This is a genomic window from Pseudomonas sp. 1121_17 (assembly GCF_052850745.1).
The window spans coordinates 1-21,478 of record NZ_VXCX01000023.1; the positions used below are offsets into that span (position 1 = coordinate 1).

Below are 21,478 nucleotides of genomic sequence, written 5' to 3' on the forward strand. Positions count from 1 at the left end.
GCTGCGCAGAGGCCCCACGATTTATGCTTCGCCGCGTTTATCGCCGGGCCAGCTCTGCTGGCCTTTCGCGACACAAGGCCGCTCCTACACGGTCGGCGTAAGTCGCTCGGTCAAACCGAGACTACAAAAAACGCCACGATCAACGCCAACCCGGCAAACCACACTATCGAGCGCAATATCGCCCAATCGGCCAGGTAGCAGATGATGAACAGCAACCGGCTGGTGATGTACATCACCCCCAACACATCCTGGGTCACTTGCTCGGCGTTGCCGACGATATCAGCCACCAGTACCGCCGCCGCAAAGGCCGGAAACGCTTCATAGCTGTTCTGCTGGGCCGCATGGGCGCGGCGTGGCAGCCCTGACAGCGTGTCCAGAAACGCACGCGGATCGTGGTTGTGCTGCATGCCGAAACGGCCGCTGCTGAGTTTGGCGATCAACGCACACAGCGGCGGCAGGATCATCGCGATCAAAATGCACCACAGGGCAACGGTCATGGACAGAATTCCTTGTTCAAAAGAGTTGGATTCAGAGCTTCATCACCAGCATGCCTGCCAGCACCAGCCCGCAAGCTAAGAGCCTCGGTCCGCCGAAAGGTTCTTTGAGGTAGCGCATGCCCAGCAGCACCACCAGAATTACGCTGATCTCGCGCAACGCCGCCGCCTCGGCCACCGACCCCAGGTGCATCGCCCACAGCACCAGAGCGTAGCTGGCCAGCACGCAAACACCGACCGCCAGGCCCAGCCGCCATTGGTTACGCCAGAACTGCACGAACGGTGCACGCCGAGCGCTGCCGGCCAGCAGCGGAAACGGCCAGGTACTGAGCAAGGTCAGCCACACCAGATAATCCCAGGGTTTGCCCCACGCACGCACGCCCTGGCCGTCGAACCAGGTGTAGCAGCCTATGCACAGCCCGATCAGGCCCACCACCGGCAACATCGACCACGGCAAGCGCGCCCCGCCGCCGCCCTGCCAGAGCAGGCAGGCCATACCACACGGGATCAGCAAGATGCCGATGATCTGCTGATCGCTGAGGGTCTCGCCGGCAAACGCCAGAGTAAGACCCAGCACCACCAGCGGTGACAAACCGCGCATCAGTGGGTAAACCAGACCCAGGTCGCCCACCCGATAGGCCTTGATCAGCAAGACCCGGTAGATCTGCTGGGCCAGCGCCGAAACCAGCAGCCAGGGCCAGATTTCGCCAGGCGGGAAATCGACGAACCACACAGCCACCACAGCGAACAGCAACGCTACCGAGTCCATGCTGGCGATCACCAGCAGCCGTTCGCCACTGAACTTGACCAGGGTGTTCCAGATGGCATGCAACAGGGCTGCGACAAGGACAAGAACGGTTGCCAGCACGCAAGGTTTCCTTGGAGGGCTCAGACTCAGAGGTCGGCACAATATAGCGGGTTATGCGGCGGACAGGGCCAGGGCGCCCTTGTACATATTTTGAACGATTCGGACATTTCTGGTCATAGAGTGTGTCCCACGCCCCCTGCTGGACCATCAAACCTCTGACCCGAGCGATTCGGGTCCGACTTGGAAGCCACTTTTTACAGGATTCGGGATGCTTGAACTTGTTGCCGCTTTTATCTGCCTGACCACCCTCCTTACCTATGTCAACTATCGCTTCATTGGCCTGCCGCCGGCCATCGGTGTCATGGTCACGGCGCTGCTGTTCTCGTTGATTCTGCAGGGTCTGAGCCTGATCGGCTTTCCGGGCCTGGAAGAACGCGTCGAAGGCTTGATGAACCAGATCGACTTCAATGACCTGCTGATGCATTGGATGCTGGCCTTCCTGCTGTTTGCCGGCGCCCTGCACGTCAACCTCAGCGATCTGCGCAGCTACCGTTGGCCGATCGGCCTGCTGGCGACCATCGGCGTGCTCATCGCCACCGTGGTCATCGGTTTTCTCGCGCACTGGGTGTTCGCCTTGTTTGGCTGGCACATCAGCCTGATCTACTGCCTGCTGTTCGGCGCACTGATCTCGCCGACCGACCCGATTGCCGTGCTCGGCGCGCTGCGTACGGCCAACGCCTCCAAGCCGCTGAAGACCACCATCGTTGGCGAGTCGCTGTTCAACGACGGCACGGCGGTGGTGGTGTTCACGGTATTGCTCGGCATCGTCCAGCTGGGCGAGACGCCAAGCATCTCCGAGACCGCACTGCTGTTCGCCCGCGAAGCCATCGGCGGGATCGCCTTCGGCGGCCTGATCGGCTATGCGACCTATCGCATGATCAAGAGCATCGACCAATACCAGGTCCAGGTCATGCTGACCCTGGCGCTGGTCATCGGCGGCTCGGCAATGTGCTACGAGCTGCATGTCTCGGCACCGATCGCGATGGTGGTGGCCGGCCTGATCATCGGCAACATGGGCCGCAACCTGGCCATGAACGACATGACCCGGCGCTACATGGATGGTTTCTGGGAGCTGATCGACGACATGCTCAATGCCTTGTTGTTTGCCCTGATCGGCCTGGAGCTGTTGCTGCTGCCGTTCAACTGGATGCACCTGGCCGCCGGTTCGGTGCTGGCCCTCGCCGTGCTGATGTCGCGCCTGCTCACGGTGGCGCCGGCAATTCTGCTGTTGCGGCGCTGGCGCAGCGTGCCGCAGGGCACCATTCGCGTGCTGACCTGGGGTGGTTTGCGTGGGGGCGTGTCGGTGGCGCTGGCATTGTCGTTGCCGCTGGGTGAAGAGCGTGATTTGCTGCTGTCGATCACCTACATCGTGGTGCTGTCGTCGATCCTGATCCAGGGTCTGAGCATTGGTCGTGTGGTGAGCAAGGTTAGCGTTCAGCCTTGAGAATTTCGGGGCCGCTTTGCGGCCCCGAAAAATCACTCGACTGCAGAATCGGGAAACTGATCCTGCACGTACTTGATCTCGGTGCGCCCATGCGCAGCCGGCAAGCCATCGTCACCCAGGTTGACGAAGACCATCTTGTCGACGGTGAGGATGCTCTTGCGGGTGATCTTGTTGCGTACTTCGCACTTGAGGGTGATCGAGGTGCGGCCAAACTCGGTGGCAGTAATGCCCAGCTCGATGATGTCGCCCTGGCGCGAGGCGCTGACGAAGTTGATCTCCGAGATGTACTTGGTCACCACCCGCTGATTGCCCAGCTGGACGATGGCGTAGATCGCCGCTTCCTCGTCGATCCAGCGCAGCAGGCTGCCGCCGAACAGAGTGCCGTTGGGGTTGAGGTCTTCGGGTTTTACCCATTTGCGGGTGTGGAAGTTCATCATTGCTCCTACCAGCTTTGGCTAACGTGCAGTCATGATGGCAGAGCCTGCCGCAGGGCTCCATTGATCATCGACTATCGTCGCGATTAATCGACAGAAAACCTTGGGCCTGATCGCCCTGCCCGGCTATAATCAGCGCCGTTTAACATGGCCACCCGCCGCGGTGCCATGCCCGCCACCTGTCCGAGGGGCGCTGCAGCAGGTTCGACCTGTCAGGCTCGGATGGGGCGTTGTCCGCTCAAGTGGACGCTCAACGCACAACGGCGCCCATTCGCACACTACGAATGGAGGCTCTTCATGAGCGCTGTAAACACGCCTGCTGGTTTTACCGATTTCAAGGTCGCTGACATCTCCCTGGCCGCCTGGGGCCGTCGCGAAACCATCATCGCCGAATCGGAAATGCCGGCACTGATGGGCCTGCGCCGCAAGTACCTCGAAGAGCAACCGCTCAAGGGTGCGAAAATCCTCGGCTGCATCCACATGACCATTCAGACAGCAGTGCTGATCGAAACCCTGGTTGCCCTGGGTGCCGAAGTGCGCTGGTCGTCCTGCAACATCTTCTCCACGCAAGACCAGGCCGCTGCGTCCATCGCCGCTGCCGGTATCCCGGTATTCGCCTGGAAAGGCGAGACCGAGCAAGAGTACGAGTGGTGCCTGGAGCAGACCATCCTCAAGGATGGCCAGCCATGGGATGCCAACATGATCCTCGACGACGGCGGCGACCTGACCCAGCTGCTGCACGACAAGTACCCGCAGGTTCTGGATCGCGTCCACGGCGTTACCGAAGAGACCACCACCGGTGTTCACCGTCTGCTCGACATGCTGGCCAAGGGCGAGCTGAAAGTCCCGGCGATCAACGTCAACGACTCGGTCACCAAGAGCAAGAACGACAACAAGTACGGCTGCCGTCACAGCCTCAACGACGCTATCAAGCGCGGCACCGACCACCTGCTGTCGGGCAAGCAGGCGCTGGTCATCGGCTACGGTGACGTCGGCAAGGGCTCGGCCCAGTCGCTGCGTCAGGAAGGCATGATCGTCAAGGTTTCCGAAGTTGACCCGATCTGCGCCATGCAAGCCTGCATGGACGGCTTCGAGCTGGTTTCGCCGTTCATCGACGGTATCAACACCGGCAGCGAAGCCTGCATCGACAAGGCTCTGCTGGGCAAGATCGACCTGATCGTGACCACCACCGGTAACGTCAACGTCTGCGATGCGAACATGCTCAAGGCGCTGAAAAAGCGCGCTGTAGTGTGCAACATCGGCCACTTCGACAACGAAATCGACACCGCTTTCATGCGCAAGAACTGGGCATGGGAAGAGGTCAAGCCGCAGGTGCACAAGATTCACCGCACCGGCGCTGGCGACTTCGATCCGCAGAACGACGACTACCTGATCCTGCTGGCCGAAGGCCGTCTGGTCAACCTGGGCAACGCCACTGGCCACCCAAGCCGGATCATGGACGGCTCGTTCGCCAACCAGGTGCTGGCACAGATCTTCCTGTTCGGGCAGAAGTTCGCTGACCTCTCGGCCGAGAAGAAAGCCGAGCGTCTGACCGTTGAAGTGCTGCCGAAGAAACTCGACGAAGAAGTTGCTCTGGAAATGGTCCGCGGCTTCGGCGGCGTGGTCACCCAACTGACCTCGCAGCAGGCCGAATACATCGGCGTCACCGTCGAAGGCCCGTTCAAGCCGGACGCCTACCGCTACTAAGCGAGTGGCCCGCGGCAGGCATGCTTGCCGCGGGCATTCCATGCAATCGAATGACGCCAAGCCAGACCGGCCTTCACCGCTCTGGCTTTTACTTGCAGATTGCAGCTGAAGGCGCGCTACTGGCGTTGGCTGCATGAGGAACGAACGATGTCCGAAGAACGCCGTTACAGTTTCGAGTTTTTCCCGACCAAGACCGAAGCCGGTCACGAAAAGCTGATGGCCGTTGCTCGCCAGCTGGCTGGCTACAATCCTGACTTTTTCTCCTGCACCTACGGCGCTGGCGGTTCGACCCGCGACCGCACTCTGAACACCGTGCTGCAGCTGGAACATGAAGTTAAAGTCGCCGCCGCACCGCACCTGTCCTGCGTCGGTGATTCCAAGGCCGACCTGCGCGGCTTGCTCAGCGAATACCAGGCTGCCGGCATCAAGCGGATCGTCGCCCTGCGCGGTGATTTGCCGTCGGGCATGGGCATGGCCTCGGGCGAACTGCGCTACGCCAGTGACCTGGTCGAGTTCATCCGCCAGGAAAGCGGCGATCACTTCCACCTGGAAGTTGCCGCCTACCCCGAGATGCACCCACAGGCGCAGAACTTCGAAGCCGACCTGAGCAACTTCGTGCGCAAGGTCAAGGCCGGTGCCGACAGTGCCATTACCCAGTACTTCTTCAACGCCGACAGCTATTTCTACTTCGTCGAGCGCGTACAGAAGATGGACGTGGATATCCCGGTAGTGCCCGGCATCATGCCGATCACCAACTACAGCAAGCTGGCGCGCTTCTCCGACGCCTGTGGCGCTGAGCTGCCGCGCTGGATCCGCAAGCAACTTGAAGCCTATGGCGACGACAGCGCGAGCATCCAGGCCTTTGGCGAAGAAGTGATCAGCAACATGTGCGAGCAACTGCTACAAGGCGGCGCACCAGGGTTGCACTTCTATACCTTGAACCAGGCCGAACCGAGCCTGGCGATCTGGAACAACCTCAAGCTGCCCCGCTGACGCGATCTGCTTTGCGTAGGTAAAAGGAGCGGCCTTGCCGGGGCGCCGGACCGGTCGGAAAGGGTCGCGCAGCGGCCCCGGGATTTATGCCTTAACGCAGGATCGCCGGGCCCGCTGCGCGGGCCTTTCGCGACACAAGGCCGCTCCTACCCGCGCGTCGGACTGGCGTCTAGGTGTTTACAAAATTCATCATTTGTATAGGCGCCGTTCACTGTTCATCGCCCGATGGACGGCGTACTCTCACGCCATGTCGCTTCTGCCCCGCCTACTCTGCCTGTTGCTTGTTTGCCTGAGCTGTTCGGCTCAGGCCGAACGCCTGCGCGTGGTCAGCGATGACTGGGCGCCTTATGTCTACGAACACAACGGCCAGCCGCAGGGTATCCAGTACGAGGTTGCCAGCGAGGTGTTCAAGCGCCTCGGTGTGCAGGTCGATTGGGAGTTCATGCCGTGGAAGCGCTGCCTGGCGATGGTCGAACAGGGCCAGGTCGATGGCGTGCTGGGGATTTTCCAGAACGATGCACGCAAGGTGTACATGGTGTTCCCGGACGAACCACTGTCTGAAGTCGAGTTCGTTTTGCTGGGCAAACGCGGCCAGCACCGCGCCGTCAAGCGACTGGAGGACCTCGCCGGGCTGACCCTCGGCACGTCGCCGGGCTATGACTATGGCGCGGCATTCAATCAGTCAACTTTGTTCAAGCAAGAGCCGGCACAGACCCATGAGGCCAACCTCGGCAAACTGATGCTTGGCCGCATCGATCTGCTGGTAACCGACAGTCGCGTCGGGCGCTACCTGCGCCGGCAGATGGGGCTGCAGCAGCAAACTGAACAATTGCCGCTGCTGATCGATCGGCAAAACCAGTATCTGGGTCTGGCGCGCAAGCCCGGGCGCGAACAACTTGCTCGCTCGTTCGCCGAAGAACTGCGCCGTTTCAAGCAAGAACCCGCCTACGAGCAGATGATCGCTCACTTCGAAGACGACCTTGGAGTGCTGCCTGGCGCCGTTGAGCAGCAGGAACGCAGCACACTTCGCTAGCTCTGTTATACTCGGGCCTTCCCGCCAGGCTCACGCCCGGACGCTCGGTCTTCATCCAGGCATCTCGATCATCGCCAACGCGCTCCACAGCGCAGGCCCGATGTTTCTCTGATGCGCAGTGGACACCAAGCTGGACCGGACGCGATCGCATCCCTCAGATGCCCGTCGCGCCAGGCAGATCACCCTATAGGGCCTAGCCCCCACCAGAACAGGATTGCCCATGTCCTTTGCTTCCCTCGGTCTCTCCGAGGCACTTGTCCGCGCTATCGAAGCAGCGGGCTACACCGAGCCTACCCCAGTGCAACAGCGGGCCATCCCCGCCGTGTTGCAAGGTCGCGACCTGATGGTCGCCGCACAGACAGGTACTGGCAAAACCGGCGGTTTCGCCCTGCCGATCCTGGAGCGTCTGTTCCCGGGCGGCCACCCAGACAAATCCCAGCGCCACGGCCCGCGTCAACCGCGGGTACTGGTGCTGACGCCGACCCGTGAACTGGCGGCTCAGGTGCACGACAGCTTCAAAGTGTATGCACGCGACCTCAGTCTGGTCAGCACCTGCATCTTTGGCGGTGTCGGCATGAACCCACAGGTTCAGGCCATGGCCAAAGGCGTCGACGTACTGGTGGCCTGCCCTGGCCGCCTGCTCGACCTGGCCGGTCAAGGCAAGGTTGACCTGTCCCGCGTCGAAATCCTGGTCCTCGATGAAGCCGACCGCATGCTCGACATGGGCTTCATCCATGACGTCAAGAAGGTCCTCGCCCGCCTGCCGGCCAAGCGCCAGAACCTGCTGTTCTCGGCGACCTTCTCCAAAGACATCACCGACCTCGCCGACAAGCTCCTGCACAACCCCGAGCGCATCGAAGTCACGCCGCCGAACACCACGGTCGAGCGTATCGAACAGCGCGTCTACCGCCTGCCGGCGAGCCACAAGCGTGCCCTGCTGGCGCACTTGATCACCCTCGGTGCGTGGGAACAGGTGCTGGTCTTCACCCGCACCAAGCATGGCGCCAACCGCCTGGCCGAGTACCTTGAAAAGCACGGCCTGCCGGCCGCAGCGATCCACGGCAACAAGAGCCAGAACGCACGCACCAAGGCCCTGGCCGACTTCAAGGCCAACGAAGTGCGCATCCTCGTCGCAACCGACATTGCTGCGCGTGGCCTGGACATCGATCAGCTGCCGCATGTGGTCAACTTCGAGCTGCCGAACGTCGAGGAAGACTACGTACACCGCATCGGCCGTACTGGCCGTGCCGGTCGTTCAGGTGAAGCCATCTCGCTGGTTGCCCCGGACGAAGAGAAACTACTCAAGAGCATCGAGCGCGTCACTCGCCAGAAGATCCAGGACGGCGATCTGATGGGCTTTGACGCCAGCACCGTCGAAGTCGAGAAGCCTGAAGTCCGTGAGCGCCCGCAGGCCAACGGCCGCGGTGGTCGTAACCAGCCTCGCGGCGATGCCAGCAAAGACAGCAACGGCGGACGCAAGGACAAGGGCAAGGACAAAGGCCGCGCCAAGCAGAGCAGCGCCGCTGAAAAGCCGGCCGACAAGCCTGCAGGTGAGCGCCAGCAGCAGCCGCGCAAGCCACGTGAGAACAAGCCGCGCCAGCCACAGGGCGAGCGCCGCGAAGCGTCGGCGCCAGCCAACGGTAATGGCAACGGCAACCGTGACCCGGAAGCGTTCCTCGACGACGACGTGGATAACTTCGGTAACAAGGCCGACTACGTCAGCCCGTACCAGAATGGCAAGAACCAAGGCCGCAACCGTCGCCCAGGCGCTGCAGCTGGTGCCGGCCAAACCCAAGGCAGCGGCACTCGAGGTGCAGGTGCTGGTGCGCCAGCCAAAGGCCGCAGCAACAACGGCGGCAGCGGCCAGCCGCGTCAGGGTGCTGGCGACAAGCGTCCACGTAGCAACAACGGCAGCAACGCTGGTGGTGGCCGTCGCGACGGCAACCCGGGCCGTAACCGCCCAGCCCGTGACGACAGCGCTCGTCAAGAACCAGCAGTACGCAACCCGCGTGAATCGCAAAGCCAGCCGGTGATCATCCGCAAGGAATCCAAACTCGAGCGCTACCCAACGCCTGAGCAGCTGGAAGACTTGCCGAGCCGCCCGCGTGGCGAGCGCCCGGCCCTGCTGACCCGTAATCGCTGATTACGGATTTGCAGACATGAAAAAGCCGCCCTGATGGGCGGCTTTTTCGTTTGCGGCTGGTTACTTCTGCTTCACGCCTTCAACACTGATATCCAGATCCAGTGTCTGCGAGGTTGGGCCTGGGCCCTTGATGCCGAAATCGTTCAGGTTCAGGGTAGTGGTGGCGTTGAAGCCAGCGCGCTCGCCGCCCCATGGATCCTTGCCTTCACCGTTGAAGGTAGCCTTGAAGGTTACCGGCTTGGTCACGCCGTGCAGGGTCAGGTCGCCGGTCACATCAGCGGTCTTGTCACCGGTCGATTTGACTGCGGTGGAGACGAATTTGGCCTCTGGATACTTGCTGACGTCCAGGAAGTCCTTGCTCGCGATGTGCTTGTCACGTTCGGCGTGGTTCGACCACAGGCTGGCGGTCTTCAGGTCGACGTTGATCTTGCTGGCTTCAGGCTTGGCCGAATCCCAGGTAAAACTACCGTCGAAGTCTTTGAAAGTACCGTGGATGAAGCTGTAGCCCAGGTGGCTGATCTTCCAGTCAACGAACGCGTGCTGGCCTTCCTTGTCGATCTTGTAGTCAGCAGCCATGGCCTGACCAGCGGCGAACAGAGCGGTACCGAGCGCCAGAGCGGCAAAAGTCTTTTTCAACATCCTTTCGATTCCTTGCAATTGAGGTTGAGGGTCAAGCTTTGCGGCCCAGCATACGAGTCAGGGTCGCGTCACGGTCGATAAAGTGGTGTTTCAGTGCTGCCAGGCCATGCAGGACGGCGAAAATCACCAGCCCCCAGGCCAGGTAAAAATGGATCACTCCAGCGGTGTCAGCCTGGTCGGGCAGGTTGCTGAGCAATGCCGGCACATCGAATAGGCCAAACACCGAGATCCCCGCGCCATCGGCGGTAGAGATCAGGTACCCGGCGATCATTACCGCAAACAGCCCTGCATATAAAACCAGGTGGCCCAGTTTGGCTGCAACGCGGGTGAAGCGGTCATGGCTGGCCAGCACTGCCGGCGGCGGACTGATGAAACGCCACAGCACCCGCAGCAGCATTACCGCCAGCAACACCAGGCCAATACTTTTATGCAGATCCGGGCCGGCCTTGCGCCACGGGTCGTAGTAGTCGAGATCGACCATCCACAGGCCCAGGGCAAACAGCCCGAAGACTGCCAGCGCTACACCCCAGTGCATGACCATGCTGACCAGGCCGTAGCGAGTTGAAGAATTGCGTACTTGCATGTTGGCGGCGTTCTCCCTTGAAGCTGCGTACAGACTAGCGCGAAACGTATCGAATAAAAGCGGAAAAAACTGCTTTGGTATATCGAATTAATCGATGCTTATTCTCTCGACCGGTTATTAAGGAAACATTAACCCTAGACCAGCCCGGTACGCTCGCAAAATAAGAAAGGGCCGCGATGCGGCCCTTGGGGGTGTTGGATCAATCAGCCTTGGCTGCTGGCCGCCGGTTTCTTCACCGGCTCGGCCTTGGCGGGAGCCTTTTTCGCTTGCGCAGGCTTGTTTGCGGCCTTCTTCGCGGCCTCCGATTTGGCGGCTGGCTTATGCGCAGGCGCATGCTTGGCTGGTGCGGCCTTGCTTGCCGCAGGCTTGACCGGTGCAGGCTTGGCCGCAGGCTCCGGTACCGGCGCAACCACTGGCGCTGGCGCAGGCGCCGGTGCTACTGGTGCAACTTCCGCAGGCTTGGCAACAGGTGCCGGCTTGGCTGCAGGCTCTTCTGCGCCACCAAACAGGCGCGAGAAGAAGCCAGGCTTGGCTGGCTCGGCGTCTTTGGCCTTGACCGGCTCGTCCTTGGCTGGCGCGCTGTCCGCCTTGGCCGCCTTGTCGCCGCCACCAAAAAGATTGGAGAAGAAGCCGCCCTTGGCCGCCGCAGCACCGGTTGCGGCAGCTGCCGCCGCAGGCACGGCCTTGACCGGGTCAAACGACTTGCCTGCCAGCAGGTCCTGCACCTGGCCGGCAGCACGCTGGCCGCTGCGCAGGGCGCCTTCGAGCGTGCCGGGGTAGAGCGCGTCGGTATGCTCACCGGCAAAGCTGATGCGCTGCAGAGGGCGCTCCCACAAACGCCAGTATTTGCTGATCTGCCCCGGGCCATATGCTAGATAGGCACCACCAGTACCGGGATCGGCGCTGTAGCGCTTCACTTCATAGCCAGTGAATGCGCCGCGCGCCTTCGGGTAGAACGCATGCAGGCGAATCAGCACCTGGTCGGCCATCTGCTTGTCGCCAAAAGCCTGCAACAGGCGGGCGTTGTCGCCCGACAGGTTGATCACGACGTTGGCACCACCTTTCAGCGCCGGCTCGATCCAGAGCATGCCCAGGCCGGTGTTGCTGAAGATCTCACCCGACATCCGCGCCCGGCTTTCCCACACAGGCTGTTTGAATTTGAGCAGTATCTGGTCGCGCCAGCCATAGTTGGTGCCTTTGATCGCAGCCATATGCTGGTTGTCCAGGCCTGGGGTCATCTGGATCTTGGCCAGTGCCCGCAGCGGCACCGCCATCACCAGGTAGTCGGCGCGATAGCCGACAGCGCCGACCTTGACGGTAACGCCGTCCTTGTCCTGGACGATCGCGGTAACCGGTGCGTTGGTCTTGATGGTTTTCAGCTGCTTGACGAAGGCCTGAGCCAGCACCGGGCTACCGCCAGGCAGGCGCGCAGCACGCAGGTCACGGTCGCTGACGCCACGATAGACGCGGGTCTGCTGGGCGAAATAGAGCAGCGACAGGCGCGAAGGCTCGTCATAACGGCTGCGAATCTGCTGGTTGATCAATTGCCGCGCAGTGGCGGGCAGTTGCAAACGGTCGAGCCAGTTGGAGACGTTGATCTGGTCTAGGGCGAACAGCGTGCTGTTGGCCTGCGGGTTGAGCGGGTCGTCGATCGAACGGGCCAGATCGTCGAGGGTTTTCTCGTAGCGCTTGAGCGCTTCGGCAGTTGCCGGCTGCTTGACGGCCAGGTCAGCTGCGCTGAAGTATTCGCCATCGATCAGGTAGCCCGGCGTGCGCACGAACTCAGGGGCCGGCAAGGTATCGAGCTTGAAGCGATCCAGGTACTGATTGAGTACCGGCTGGGCTTTGCCGTTGCCGATCCATTCGCTGGTGGCCAGGCCAGAGCGCCCGCCCATGCCCGCCTTGGCTTCCAGCAGCGTGACCTGCCAGCCTTTGTTCTGCAGCTCGTAGGCAGCCGTCAAGCCTGCCAGGCCGCCACCGACGACGATTGCCGTGGGTGTCTTGTCCTGCGCCAGCGCCGAGGTGCTGGAAAATCCGATCAATACCAACGCGCACAGGCGCACCCAAGCAGCAGCCATGTCGGCAAACTCCGGTTGAAAACAGGTCGATGAAAACGGGGAAGAAGCCCCGGAGAAAATTGCGCTAAGAATACGTCACCCGTGGGCACCCTGCCAGCAGGGCGATGCCAAGCCGCTTACGCAACTGGCATTTTTGTCAGTAGCCAGCAGCGCCGCTTTCGTCGGACAGTGGCGTCGTCGACCGCAGCGGGACTTTCAGCCATGCAACAGCACCAATACTTTGCCCGCCTGCAGCCGCGCAACTTCATCCCGCATGCCATCTGGCAAGGCAACTATGGCCTGAGCATCAGTTCAAGCTGTACCTCTTATGCCGGCCTGGCAACAGCGGTCAACGGCAATCCCGGCACCGAACTGGTGATTGGCCAGAACAACGACCTTAAGATCGACTTCGGCAAGGAAGTCGACAGGTTGATGATGGAGTTCTACGTCGTCAGCGACCGCCTCGAGTTTGATGAAGACGACCTGATCGAATGCGAGTACCTCGGCCTCGACCCCGAATTGCTGGGTCCGCCACCGCTGTACTGGCTGACCTTGTCCGGCCTGGCCGGTACCGAAATCGTGCCAGGGCACTACGCCAGTTCGCCCACCCGCCAGTTGCTGCTGGGGCCATTTCGCACCCTGACCATCTCCACCACCCAGGCCGGCACCGTGCACATCCCGGCCCTGAGCTGGCAGCCCGCTGTGCGCCATTGAGCCTGATCACGGTTGTGGTGGCCGGCACCTTTGCTTAGGCTTGTGCGGTCAAACCAAGCCGTGCCGCCAGGAGAAGTGCCGATGGGCCTCAATGATCAGTGGATGCAACGTGACCTCAAGGTCCTGTGGCACCCCTGCACCCAGATGAAAGACCACGAAAAGCTGCCGCTGATTCCGATCAAGCGCGGCGAAGGCGTGTGGCTCGAGGACTTCGAAGGCAAGCGTTACCTGGACGCCGTCAGTTCGTGGTGGGTCAACGTGTTCGGCCATGCCAATCCGCGCATCAACCAGCGCATCAAGGACCAGGTCGACCAGCTCGAACACGTGATCCTGGCCGGTTTCAGCCATCAGCCGGTGATCGAGCTGTCCGAGCGCCTGGTAGCCATGACTCCAGCCGGGCTGGACCGAGTGTTCTACGCCGACAACGGCTCGTCGTGCATCGAAGTCGCGCTGAAGATGAGCTTCCATTACTGGCTGAACAAAGGCCAGAGCGGCAAGAAGCGCTTCGTCACCCTGACCAACAGCTACCACGGTGAAACCATCGCAGCGATGTCGGTGGGCGATGTGCCGCTGTTCACCGAGACCTACAAGACGCTGTTGCTCGACACCATCAAGGTGCCCAGCCCGGACTGCTACCTGCGCCCTGAAGGGGTCAGCTGGGAGGAGCACTCGCGGACGATGTTCCTGGCCATGGAGCAGACCCTGGCCGAGCATCACGCCACTGTCGCGGCAGTCATCGTCGAGCCGCTGATCCAGGGTGCCGGCGGCATGCGCATGTACCACCCGGTGTACCTCAAGCTGCTGCGCGAAGCCTGCGACCGCTATGGCGTGCACCTGATCCACGACGAGATTGCCGTGGGCTTTGGCCGCACCGGGACGATGTTTGCCTGCGAGCAGGCCGGCATCCGTCCGGACTTCCTCTGCCTGTCCAAGGCCCTCACCGGCGGTTACCTGCCGCTGGCGGCCTGCCTGACCACCGATGATGTCTATCAGGCTTTCTACGACGACTATCCGACCCTGCGCGCGTTCCTCCACTCGCACAGCTACACCGGCAACCCACTGGCCTGCGCTGCCGCGTTGGCAACCCTGGATATCTTCGAGCAGGACAACGTGATCGAGGCCAACAAGGCCCTGTCGGCGCGGATGGCCAGCGCCACTGCGCACCTGGTCGATCACCCGCATGTGGCCGAAGTGCGCCAGACCGGCATGGCCCTGGCCATCGAAATGGTCGAGGACAAAGCCAGCAAAACCGCTTACCCATGGCAGCAACGGCGCGGCCTCAAGGTATTCGAACATGCCCTGACCCGCGGCGCCCTGCTGCGCCCGCTGGGCAGCGTGGTGTACTTCCTGCCGCCATATGTGATCACCCCCGAGCAGATCGACTTCCTTGCCGAGGTGGCCACCGAGGGCATCGATATCGCCACCCGCGACAGCATCAGCGTGGCCGTGCCGCAGAATTTCCACCCCGATTTTCGCGATCCGGGCTGAGCACAGCCCGTGCAGCAGGCCTCGGCGGCGGGCTCTCCCGCCGCCGAGGTGTATGTGTCTTCCCTAATTCCAGAGCAGAACCATGAGACTGTCCCGCTTCTTTATCGACGCCCCCCTGTCCATCGGCGAACACGACCTCCCCGAAGCCCAGGCCCATTACATCGGCCGCGTGCTGCGCATGGCCGCCGGCGATGCCGTGCAGCTGTTCGATGGCAGCGGCCAGGAGTACCTCGGCCAGCTGCTTGAAGTGGGCAAGAAGAGCGTGCGCGTCAGCCTCGACCAGGTTCTGCCCGGCCAGGCCGATTCAAGCCTGCACGTGCACCTCGGCCAAGGCCTGTCGCGCGGCGAGCGGATGGACTGGGCCATCCAGAAAGCCACCGAGCTGGGCGTCAACCAGATCACCCCGATCGTCAGCGAACGTTGCGAAGTAAGGCTCAAGGACGAACGCGCCGACAAGCGTCTGGCGCACTGGCGCCAAGTGGCGATCAGCGCCTGTGAACAATGCGGCCGCTCGACCCTGCCGCTGATCAATCCGCCATTGACCCTGGCCGAGTGGCTGAAGGCAACCGAGGCTGACCTGAAGCTGGTGCTGCACCCGGTCGCCGAGCCGCTGACCAGCCACCAGCGGCCTGAGCGGCTGGCGTTTCTGATCGGCCCTGAAGGCGGTTTGACCGACGCCGAAGTCGAGCAGGCCAAGGCCGCCAGCTACCATGCCGCGCGCCTCGGCCCACGCGTGCTGCGTACCGAAACCGCGCCGGTAGTGGCGCTCGCAGTAGCGCAGCAGCTGTGGGGCGATTTTTAACTGCTGCTCAGCGCACGTAGAAGCTGATGGCGATGAAGTGCAGCAGGCTGCCGGCAATCACGAACAGGTGCCAGATGCCGTGCCAGTGGCGAAAGCGGCTGTCATAGGCGAAGAAGATGATGCCGATGGTGTAGCACGCGCCACCGGCTGCCAGCCAGGCAAAACCGGCAGAGCCCAAAGTCTGCAGCAGCGGCTTGACCGCTACCAGCACGATCCAGCCCATCACCGCATAGATGATGATCGACAGAATCCGCGCCTCCGAGCGCGGCTTGATCTCTTGCAGCATGCCGATCACCGCCAACCCCCAGACCACCCCGAACAGGCTCCAGCCCCACGGGCCGCGCAGGCTGATCAGGCAGAACGGGGTGTAGCTGCCGGCAATCAGCAGGTAGATCGACAGGTGATCGAGCTTGCGCATGATCACTTTGGCCTGGCCGCGGGTGCTGTGGTACAGGGTCGAGGTGCTGTACAGCAGCACCAGGGTGCCGCCGTAGATCGAGAAGCTGATGATCTTCCATGGGTCGCCTTGCAGGCCGGCGGTGATGATCAGCCAGCTGGCACCGATGAAAGCCAGAATGGCACCGACCAGGTGCGTCCAGGCATTGAAGCGTTCACCGTAATACATGCAGTCAAAGACCTCCTCGCTAGTTCCGGGTTTCAGCGCAGCGCCGCCTCGCGCACCATCCGCTCCAGCGCGACCAGGTCCGGCACCCGCGCTACTTGCTCGCCTACCTGGACCGCCGCCAGCTCGAGCGCGTTCAACGGCACGTCGACATAATTGAGCTGGCTGTCCAGCTTGCACGCCCGCGGGATGCCCTGCAGCAGCAATGCCAGGTAGCGCAGGCCGGTATCCCCGAGCGCATTGAGCACGACAATCCGCGCTCGCTCGCCGCACACCGTCTGGCCGCCACAGGCCGCCTCGAAACCGATCAGCGGCAAGCGTTGCTGACGCCAGTCGAGCCAGCCCAGGTGCCAGTTTGGCTCACCGATCTGACAAGACAACGCACGCTGGCCGATCAACTCTGCCACAGCCACATTCGGCAGAACCAGGGTCCGATCACCCAGGGGCAGCAGCAGGCCGGTCAGGCTGCTGCGTTGGCCGGCGATATGTTCAAGCATGGGGTTGGCTCCAGTGGGCAATGCTTTGCAACAGCAGCGACTCCTGATAGGGCTTGCCCAGGTATTCGTTGACGCCGATGGCCATGGCTCGGTCGCGGTGCTTATGGCCGCTGCGCGAGGTAATCATGATGATCGGCAGGTCCTTCAGGCGCTGGTCCTGACGGATCCGCGTGGCCACTTCAAAGCCATCCATACGGGGCATTTCGATGTCCAGCAGCAGTACGTCAGGCCGATGCTCTGCCAGCAGGGCCATGGCATCGACGCCGTCCTTGGCGGTCAGCACGCTCATGCCGTGGCGCTCGAGCAAGCGGCTGGTGACCTTGCGCACCGTCACCGAATCGTCGACCACCATCACCAACCGTTGCCGAGGCGCGGTCTCGAACTGCCGCTGCTGATGCACATCGCCACTGGGCAGCCGGGCCAGCCGCCGTTGCTGGCCGCGGAGCTGGCCGAGCAGATCGAGAATCAGCACCACCCGACCGTCACCGAGCAAGGTTGCCCCGGACAGCCCCGGCACTGCAGCAAACTGCGGGCCGAGGCTCTTGACCACGATCTCGCGGCTGGGTGACAGGCTGTCGACCTGGATCGCGAACGACGCTTCCTGCGAATGCACCAGGATCACCGGCAGCGGTACGCTCTGGCCAAGCAGGCCAGGCCGGGCGACACCGCTTTGCAGCAACTCGCCCAGGTAGCGCAGCTGGTAGGCGTGGCCGCCATACACGTAGCTCGGCGTATCCAGCTGGTAGCAGGCAGCCAGTTCGCTGGGCGGCACGCGGACGATGCCTTCGATGGTGTTGAGCGGAATGGCGTATTGCTCATCACCCAGGTGGACCATCAAGGCGCGGTTGATCGACACCGTGAATGGCAGGCGGATCTGGAAGCGCGCGCCCTTGCCGGGGCTGGAAGCGATGCTCATGGCGCCACCGAGCTGCTTGACCTCTTCATGGACCACGTCCATGCCCAGCCCGCGGCCGGAAATCTGAGTGATCTTTTCTGCCGTCGAGAAACCGGGACGGAGGATGAACTGGAGGATTTCGTGGTCGCTCAGGCGCGCGCGCGGATCGAGCAGGCCGCGCTTGATGGCTTTGTCGCGCACCGCCGCGAGCGGCACCCCGGCACCGTCGTCACTCATCTCGATAACGATGTCGGCGCCTTCGTGGAGCAGATTCAGATGGATCGTACCTTGCTCAGGTTTACCGGCAGCCAGGCGCGCCTCGCGCGACTCCAGGCCATGGTCGACGGCGTTGCGCAGCATGTGTTCAAGCGGCGCCACCATGCGCTCCAGCACGCTGCGGTCAAGCTCGCTCTCGGCATTGCCGACCACCAACTCGACCTGCTTGCCGAGTTCGCTGGAGACCTGCCGCACGACACGTTGCAAACGCGGCACCAGGCGCTCGAACGGCACCATCAGGGTGGCGGTAAGGCCCTCCTGCAACTGGCTGTTGACCCGCGCCTGCTGCTGCAGCAGGCCGTGGGCTTCCTGCGCGCCCTGAGCCAGGGTTTCTTTCAGGTCGAGCAGGTCTGAGGCGGATTCGAACAGCGCCCGCGACAGTTGCTGCAACTGTGAATGGCGGTCCATTTCCAGCGGATCGAAATCGTCATAGCTGTCGCTTTCAGCCTGATAACGGCTGGCGCTGCTGGCCTGAGTCTCTATCTCCAGGCGCAGCAACTGATCACGCATGCGCTCAAGCGTGGTTTCCATCTCGCTGAGGGCGAACTGGGCGTCGTTGACCTGCTGCTCGATACGGCCGCGGATCAGCGCGTGCTCGCCGGCCAGGTTGCCAAGATCATCGAGCAGCTCGGCATCGACCTTGACCATATCGCCCGGCGCCCGCTCCGGGGCAACCGCTGCCGGTTCAGCGGGGACTGCCGCTTCGCTGGCGATGGCCGGCGCGGCGGCGCTGTCGGTCAACGCCGCGCTGCTGAAGTTGCGGATGTAGTCGATCAGCGCCGTGGCCGCATGCAGCGGCTCGCCCAGGCGCACCGCATCAAGCATGTGCGCCAGGCGGTCGTGGCAGTTCTGCAGCAGGGCAAACAGCGCTGCGGTCGGCGGCAGGCGGCCAGCGGCAAGCAGCTCGTAGAGAAATTCCAGCTCATGGGCGAGGTCGCCGATCGCGGCGATTTCGACCATGCGCGCGCCACCCTTGAGCGTATGCAGGTCGCGCAGCAGGGTCTCGACCTCGACACTGCTGCGCGGGTCGGCCTGCCAGCGGGCCAGCGCGGCCGCAGAGCTTTCGACGATGTCCGAGCTTTCTTCGAGGAACACCTCGAGTAGCTCCTGATCACCTGGGCTGTCTGGCGCTTCGCCGGATTCGACAGGCTCTACTGTAGCCGGAGCATGGCTCGGCTCGGGCGGTGCTTCGAGCAGCGCTGGCTGCACTACTTGCGCATATTCGAGGGGCGGCAGAGGCGTGACCCCATCACGGCCGATCAGGCCGGTGGCATCGGGCGCCAGCGCTTGATCGAGCAGTGCGCGCAAACCGTCGATGCATTCGCTGCGCGAGCTGACTTCCTGCCCGGCGGCAATCTCGTCGAGCATGTCGATCAGCACGTCGTGGGCCTGGCGGGCCTGGTTGAAAAAGCGCGTGTCGGCGACCAGGCTGCCCTCTTCCACCGCACCGTACAGATCGAGCAGCGCCTCACAGACCTCGTCCACTTGCCAGAGGTCGGCCAGGTTCGCGCCGTGGCTGAGGTTGGTCAGTTCGTCGAGCAGGGTTTCCAGCTCCTGACGCTGCTGCGGTTGCTGCTGCCAGCGCGCCAGCAGCGACTCGGCATCGAGCAGAATATCCATGCTCTCGGCCAGAAAGCTGGCGATCAGCTGCGGGTCACGCCGACTACGGCGACTGGCCGAGGATTCGTCGTGCAATGCCGCTAACTGAGCATCGACGCCCTGACCAACCTGTTCGATCAACTCGGCGGAGCCGGCTATGGGCGCCAGCGGTGTGCTGTGCAGCTGCGCCAGGCCCAGATGGAACAGCGCGTGGGCGGCTTCCAGCCAGTCGAGTTCGGTCTGTTGCAGGCGCAACTCATGGCTGCGGTATTCCCGTGCGAGCCTATCGAAGGCCGTGGCCAGCTCAGCGATCGGCATCACCCCGGCCATGGCGGCGCTGCCCTTGAGCGTGTGCAACGCGCGCTGCAAGCTGTCGCTGACCGGCGTGCCATGGCGGTCGGCAGCGAGCAGAAACGCCTCGAGGCTGGCCAGATGGCCAGCCGCTTCGTTACGGAAGATCTCCAGCAACTGCGGATCAAGCCCGTCCAGCCCCGCCACGACAGGGGCTTCGTTGACGGCCAGCGCGTGCAACTGGCTTACCAGATGCTCGACTTCGGCCAGCGGCGGCAAATGGCCCACGGCGAAGTCGGCGAGCAGGTCCGGCAGGCGCACGAAAGCCTGCTGCAAGGCGACCAGGCCTTGCCCGGCCAGGCCGACCCGGCCTTCGAGCACCCGGTTGATCAGCCGCTCGGCGCCCCAGGCCAGCTCCGCCAAAGCTTCGGCGCGGACCATGCGGCCGCTGCCCTTGAGCGTGTGCAAAGCCCGGCGTACTTCGATCAGCGCCTCACGCAGACTGTTGTCGGCACGCCAGCGCAGCCAGTGGCGTTCGATCTCGGGCAGCAGCTCGTTGGCTTCTTCAAGGAATACCTCGCGCAACTCGGCGTCGATTTCCTCGCCTTCATCGGCCAGTGCGCCATGCCCACAGTTCACGCCAAGCGCCGTCAGGCTGGCCCTGGCCATGTCGATGAACGGCTGGGCGTCGGCCAGCGGATCAGCCACGCGCCACTGCAAATAGCATTCGCCGGCACACAGCGCATCGGCCAGGTGGGTCAGCTCATCCAGCTGTGGCTCTTCCTCCAGATGCGCCAGCCAGCCCTGCACATAGCCTGCGGCACCGGCAAACAGCTCGGCGGCAGCAGGCAGCATGAGCATCGCCAATGCACCGCGCACTTGCTGCAACAACCCCGGCAAGGCTTGCAGGCGCTGACGTGGCCAGCCCGATTCGAGGCAGTCGCCAATCAGGTCCTTGGCCTGTTGCAGCACCGACACCGCTTCGCTGAGGACCACGTGGCGGATGTGCGCCATGTCCGAGCCGGGCATGCTGCCCTGGCCGCTTTCTTCCAGCGGGCCGACCATGCCATTGAGGGTTGCCTCGACGTACAGCAGGGCCCCGGCAACGTCCATCAACAGCGCATCGTCGACGCTCTGCTGATCCTGTGCCAGAGCCTGCAACGCCAGGACCTGATCGATGATGACCCGCCGCGGTTGCTGGAAATTCAACACTGCCAGGGTGTCTGCGACCTGACGCAAGGGCGCGACCAGGGCGTCCAGTTGCTCGCGCGATTGCTCGCCTCGGACAAACTGATCAAGGCAGTCCTTGATCCGCATCAGGTCATCGCACAGCGCCGCCACCACCGAACGCAGGGCGTCGCGGCCCTGGCCAGCCTGTAGTTGCTCGCGCCAGTTGCCCAGCGACAGGTCCAGGTCAGCCAGGTCGGCAGCACCGGCCAGGCGCTGCGCCGCTTCACCCATCAGGCTGCCCTGGGCCAATGGCTCGACACCACGGCACTCACGCAGGCGATTGAGCAACGGCAGCATCACCAGCGGCAGGTCGTGGCGGGCGCCGCGCAGGCGCTCAAGGTAAGGCGGTAGCTGTTCAAGGCCACGGAACATCGCGCCGAGGCAGTCGCCGCGCGGGCTGATCTGGCCGTCAGCCATGGCCCGTCCGAGCAACTCGAGTTCTTCGGCCAGGCGCGTCGCCCCGCGCAGTTCAAGCATGCGCAGGCAACCGTGGACCAGGTGCAGGTTATCCACATACAGCGCCAGCGTGGCCAGCTCCGTCGGGTCGCCGGCAAACCGCTCAAGCGCCTGCCGGGCCTGGGCCAGACAATCGAGAATGGGCGCCTTGGTCCAGGCCAGGGCGACCGTGTCGTGACGTTCGGGGCTTACTGCTGCCGAGGCCATGGGTTA

The 21,478-nt window shown here is 63.0% G+C and carries 17 protein-coding genes and 1 riboswitch; of the genes, 8 read left to right on the forward strand and 9 right to left on the reverse strand.

All coding sequences use genetic code 11. The features are described from left to right. Nucleotides 1-110 precede the first annotated feature (110 nt). Together FW789_RS23960 and FW789_RS23965 are read right to left on the reverse strand one after the other, a co-directional pair. Nucleotides 111-497, reverse strand: a complete 387-nt coding sequence (locus FW789_RS23960) for an MAPEG family protein (RefSeq protein ID WP_101315766.1) — start codon at nt 495-497, stop codon at nt 111-113. Between the two features lie 31 nt (nt 498-528). Then, nucleotides 529-1,362 (reverse strand): DMT family transporter, encoded by an 834-nt coding sequence (locus tag FW789_RS23965; protein WP_103435789.1) that lies wholly within the window; start codon nt 1,360-1,362, stop codon nt 529-531. Between the two features lie 208 nt (nt 1,363-1,570). Here FW789_RS23965 and FW789_RS23970 point away from each other — a divergent pair, with 208 nt between their 5' ends. Beyond that, entirely contained in the window at nt 1,571-2,806 is a 1,236-nt protein-coding gene (locus FW789_RS23970; protein ID WP_103435788.1) for a cation:proton antiporter, read from the forward strand. Between the two features lie 32 nt (nt 2,807-2,838). Here the strand turns inward: FW789_RS23970 and FW789_RS23975 are convergent, their stop codons facing one another. Beyond that, nucleotides 2,839-3,240 (reverse strand): acyl-CoA thioesterase, encoded by a 402-nt coding sequence (locus FW789_RS23975; protein WP_016489524.1) that lies wholly within the window; start codon nt 3,238-3,240, stop codon nt 2,839-2,841. Between the two features lie 179 nt (nt 3,241-3,419). After that, nucleotides 3,420-3,516: riboswitch (S-adenosyl-L-homocysteine riboswitch) on the forward strand. Nucleotides 3,517-3,537: 21 nt separating this feature from the next. On the opposite strand from FW789_RS23975, the gene ahcY reads away from it, so the two are divergent. The 4 genes from ahcY to FW789_RS23995 all read left to right on the forward strand — a co-directional run bounded on the left by ahcY (nt 3,538) and on the right by FW789_RS23995 (nt 9,116). Further along, nucleotides 3,538-4,947: an adenosylhomocysteinase gene (ahcY, locus tag FW789_RS23980; protein ID WP_103435787.1), complete on the forward strand. Its 1,410-nt coding sequence runs from the start codon at nt 3,538-3,540 to the stop codon at nt 4,945-4,947. Between the two features lie 147 nt (nt 4,948-5,094). Beyond that, nucleotides 5,095-5,940: a methylenetetrahydrofolate reductase [NAD(P)H] gene (metF, locus tag FW789_RS23985; RefSeq protein WP_446432137.1), complete on the forward strand. Its 846-nt coding sequence runs from the start codon at nt 5,095-5,097 to the stop codon at nt 5,938-5,940. Between the two features lie 247 nt (nt 5,941-6,187). Continuing rightward, nucleotides 6,188-6,973: a substrate-binding periplasmic protein gene (locus FW789_RS23990; protein WP_207072954.1), complete on the forward strand. Its 786-nt coding sequence runs from the start codon at nt 6,188-6,190 to the stop codon at nt 6,971-6,973. Between the two features lie 220 nt (nt 6,974-7,193). After that, a complete protein-coding gene (locus FW789_RS23995) occupies nt 7,194-9,116 on the forward strand; it encodes a DEAD/DEAH box helicase (protein ID WP_103435785.1) in 1,923 nt (640 codons plus the stop codon). Between the two features lie 60 nt (nt 9,117-9,176). Here the strand turns inward: FW789_RS23995 and FW789_RS24000 are convergent, their stop codons facing one another. The 3 genes from FW789_RS24000 to FW789_RS24010 all read right to left on the reverse strand — a co-directional run bounded on the left by FW789_RS24000 (nt 9,177) and on the right by FW789_RS24010 (nt 12,416). Beyond that, the gene (locus tag FW789_RS24000; protein WP_101315752.1) at nt 9,177-9,755 is read right to left on the reverse strand and encodes a YceI family protein; all 579 of its coding nucleotides are present in this window, start codon (nt 9,753-9,755) and stop codon (nt 9,177-9,179) included. A 31-nt stretch (nt 9,756-9,786) separates the two neighbouring features. Continuing rightward, nucleotides 9,787-10,338: a cytochrome b gene (locus FW789_RS24005; protein WP_446432138.1), complete on the reverse strand. Its 552-nt coding sequence runs from the start codon at nt 10,336-10,338 to the stop codon at nt 9,787-9,789. A gap of 203 nt (nt 10,339-10,541) precedes the next feature. Beyond that, nucleotides 10,542-12,416, reverse strand: a complete 1,875-nt coding sequence (locus FW789_RS24010) for an FAD-dependent oxidoreductase (protein WP_446432139.1) — start codon at nt 12,414-12,416, stop codon at nt 10,542-10,544. A 201-nt stretch (nt 12,417-12,617) separates the two neighbouring features. Between FW789_RS24010 and FW789_RS24015 the strand changes: the two genes are divergently transcribed. From FW789_RS24015 to FW789_RS24025, 3 genes are all read left to right on the forward strand, one after another. Continuing rightward, the gene (locus FW789_RS24015; protein ID WP_103435783.1) at nt 12,618-13,109 is read left to right on the forward strand and encodes a hypothetical protein; all 492 of its coding nucleotides are present in this window, start codon (nt 12,618-12,620) and stop codon (nt 13,107-13,109) included. Nucleotides 13,110-13,190: 81 nt separating this feature from the next. After that, entirely contained in the window at nt 13,191-14,597 is a 1,407-nt protein-coding gene (locus FW789_RS24020) for an adenosylmethionine--8-amino-7-oxononanoate transaminase (RefSeq protein ID WP_103435782.1), read from the forward strand. 82 nt (nt 14,598-14,679) lie between these two features. After that, the gene (locus FW789_RS24025; RefSeq protein WP_103435781.1) at nt 14,680-15,399 is read left to right on the forward strand and encodes a 16S rRNA (uracil(1498)-N(3))-methyltransferase; all 720 of its coding nucleotides are present in this window, start codon (nt 14,680-14,682) and stop codon (nt 15,397-15,399) included. A 7-nt stretch (nt 15,400-15,406) separates the two neighbouring features. Here the strand turns inward: FW789_RS24025 and trhA are convergent, their stop codons facing one another. Genes trhA through FW789_RS24040 form a run of 3 tightly spaced genes read right to left on the reverse strand, consistent with a single transcriptional unit; the run spans nt 15,407 to nt 21,472 of the window. Then, entirely contained in the window at nt 15,407-16,024 is a 618-nt protein-coding gene (trhA, locus tag FW789_RS24030; RefSeq protein ID WP_207072950.1) for a PAQR family membrane homeostasis protein TrhA, read from the reverse strand. 32 nt (nt 16,025-16,056) lie between these two features. Beyond that, nucleotides 16,057-16,518, reverse strand: coding sequence for a chemotaxis protein CheW (locus FW789_RS24035; RefSeq protein ID WP_103435779.1), 462 nt, complete (start codon nt 16,516-16,518; stop codon nt 16,057-16,059). Further along, nucleotides 16,511-21,472 carry an Hpt domain-containing protein gene (locus tag FW789_RS24040; RefSeq protein ID WP_446432140.1) on the reverse strand — a complete coding sequence of 1,654 codons (4,962 nt, stop codon included), beginning with the start codon at nt 21,470-21,472 and terminating at the stop codon, nt 16,511-16,513. The genes FW789_RS24035 and FW789_RS24040 overlap by 8 nt, the downstream gene beginning before the upstream one ends. Nucleotides 21,473-21,478: the final 6 nt, after the last annotated feature.

Coding starts and splice junctions, on each gene's coding strand:
- FW789_RS23960 (WP_101315766.1), bottom strand. CDS start 497: ATGACCGTTGCCCTGTGGTGCATTTTGATCGCGATGATCCTGCCGCCG.
- FW789_RS23970 (WP_103435788.1), top strand. CDS start 1,571: ATGCTTGAACTTGTTGCCGCTTTTATCTGCCTGACCACCCTCCTTACC.
- FW789_RS23975 (WP_016489524.1), bottom strand. CDS start 3,240: ATGAACTTCCACACCCGCAAATGGGTAAAACCCGAAGACCTCAACCCC.
- ahcY (WP_103435787.1), top strand. CDS start 3,538: ATGAGCGCTGTAAACACGCCTGCTGGTTTTACCGATTTCAAGGTCGCT.
- metF (WP_446432137.1), top strand. CDS start 5,095: ATGTCCGAAGAACGCCGTTACAGTTTCGAGTTTTTCCCGACCAAGACC.
- FW789_RS23990 (WP_207072954.1), top strand. CDS start 6,188: ATGTCGCTTCTGCCCCGCCTACTCTGCCTGTTGCTTGTTTGCCTGAGC.
- FW789_RS23995 (WP_103435785.1), top strand. CDS start 7,194: ATGTCCTTTGCTTCCCTCGGTCTCTCCGAGGCACTTGTCCGCGCTATC.
- FW789_RS24000 (WP_101315752.1), bottom strand. CDS start 9,755: ATGTTGAAAAAGACTTTTGCCGCTCTGGCGCTCGGTACCGCTCTGTTC.
- FW789_RS24005 (WP_446432138.1), bottom strand. CDS start 10,338: ATGCAAGTACGCAATTCTTCAACTCGCTACGGCCTGGTCAGCATGGTC.
- FW789_RS24010 (WP_446432139.1), bottom strand. CDS start 12,416: ATGGCTGCTGCTTGGGTGCGCCTGTGCGCGTTGGTATTGATCGGATTT.
- FW789_RS24015 (WP_103435783.1), top strand. CDS start 12,618: ATGCAACAGCACCAATACTTTGCCCGCCTGCAGCCGCGCAACTTCATC.
- FW789_RS24020 (WP_103435782.1), top strand. CDS start 13,191: ATGGGCCTCAATGATCAGTGGATGCAACGTGACCTCAAGGTCCTGTGG.
- FW789_RS24025 (WP_103435781.1), top strand. CDS start 14,680: ATGAGACTGTCCCGCTTCTTTATCGACGCCCCCCTGTCCATCGGCGAA.
- trhA (WP_207072950.1), bottom strand. CDS start 16,024: ATGTATTACGGTGAACGCTTCAATGCCTGGACGCACCTGGTCGGTGCC.
- FW789_RS24035 (WP_103435779.1), bottom strand. CDS start 16,518: ATGCTTGAACATATCGCCGGCCAACGCAGCAGCCTGACCGGCCTGCTG.
- FW789_RS24040 (WP_446432140.1), bottom strand. CDS start 21,472: ATGGCCTCGGCAGCAGTAAGCCCCGAACGTCACGACACGGTCGCCCTG.